Below are 1,051 nucleotides of genomic sequence, written 5' to 3'. Positions count from 1 at the left end.
CGGTATTTCGACGACCGTCTCGGCTGGCACGAAACAATAGTCAGCCGTGGAGCAGTTCGTAACGAACTGGTCAGTCGACTCTCGCGGTTATCCCTTGACCGAATTGACGAGCCGCCGAATGCTGAGCCAGATACGTTCCGCGTGATGTCTCTTCATCAGTTCTGAGCCCACTATATTGTTAACCAACACAGAACCGCAGACTTCCGCGATGTTGGTTAACGGCGTGGCAGCGAGCGCCAACGGTACCTCCATCTCGCAAAGAGTGGTGGTTCGGATGATGTCGATGTGAGCATGAACGAAACGGTTGTCCAAGGTCGTTTCTGAGAACTCCTAGAGGGGGTCCACAGATGTTTAAGTCACCACAGAGCAATTATTTACCCATGGCCACGGATCTCACTGAACGGGTGCAAGAAATCGCCGAAGCGCGGGGTATCCCCGAATCAGAGATCCTCGAACAGGCGTTGGAACGCGGCGTCGAAGATCTCTGGGTTGACCTCGTCCTCTCGCGATACATCGACGACGAAATCGACCGCGAGACCGCAATCAACCTCGTCGGTCGAGATCGTGTCAAGCGAGCAGAGCAGGAGGTACAGGCCGTCGAAGACGATGTTCGGTGGGGACTGAATGCGTGATCCTCGCGGTTGTTGATGCGGGCCCCATTATTCATCTCGACGAGATTGACGCGCTTGCATTGCTCTCGGTCGTCGACGAGCTGCTGATTCCACAGACTGTCTACCAAGAACTCGAGGCGGGGATGGTCCCACCTGCGCTCGAAACCATTGAGTACGAACTGGTCGAGAGTGATACAACCGGCCTTGGCGTCGAGTTGGACCCCGGTGAGACAGCTGCACTCACCGTCGCATCTGAACGCGCTGCCGTCCTCCTGACTGACGACCTTGCAGCACGAGACGCTGCGAACGATCGCGATGTGGAAGTCCATGGCTCGATTGGGATTCTCGTGCTTGCGTCTACACGGGGAGAACTCGAGAAATCAGCGGCGGCTGAGCTGATGCGAGCGCTTCAGACTGAAACGAGTCTCTTCGTTACTGAC

General features: G+C 56.2%; 2 protein-coding genes. Both read left to right on the top strand.

Going from position 1 to position 1,051, the window contains the following annotated elements:
• Positions 1-380 precede the first annotated feature (380 nt).
• Positions 381-632, top strand: a complete 252-nt coding sequence (locus C5B91_RS21120) for a ribbon-helix-helix protein, CopG family (RefSeq protein WP_049917668.1) — start codon at positions 381-383, stop codon at positions 630-632.
• The coding region (locus C5B91_RS21115; protein WP_119713020.1) for a nucleic acid-binding protein at positions 629-1,051 on the top strand (423 nt) is incomplete at its 3' end. The genes C5B91_RS21120 and C5B91_RS21115, both read left to right, overlap by 4 nt.

Origin of the sequence: Haloferax sp. Atlit-10N (genome assembly GCF_003586325.1) — an archaeon.
Lineage (GTDB): Archaea > Halobacteriota > Halobacteria > Halobacteriales > Haloferacaceae > Haloferax > Haloferax prahovense.
Note: the sequence above shows the minus strand (reverse complement) of the source record. Positions and strands in the feature narration are given on the sequence as shown.

What these genes read in the sequence shown, in the direction of transcription:
- C5B91_RS21120 (WP_049917668.1), top strand. Translation starts at nt 381, where the DNA reads ATGGCCACGGATCTCACTGAACGGGTGCAAGAAATCGCCGAAGCGCGG.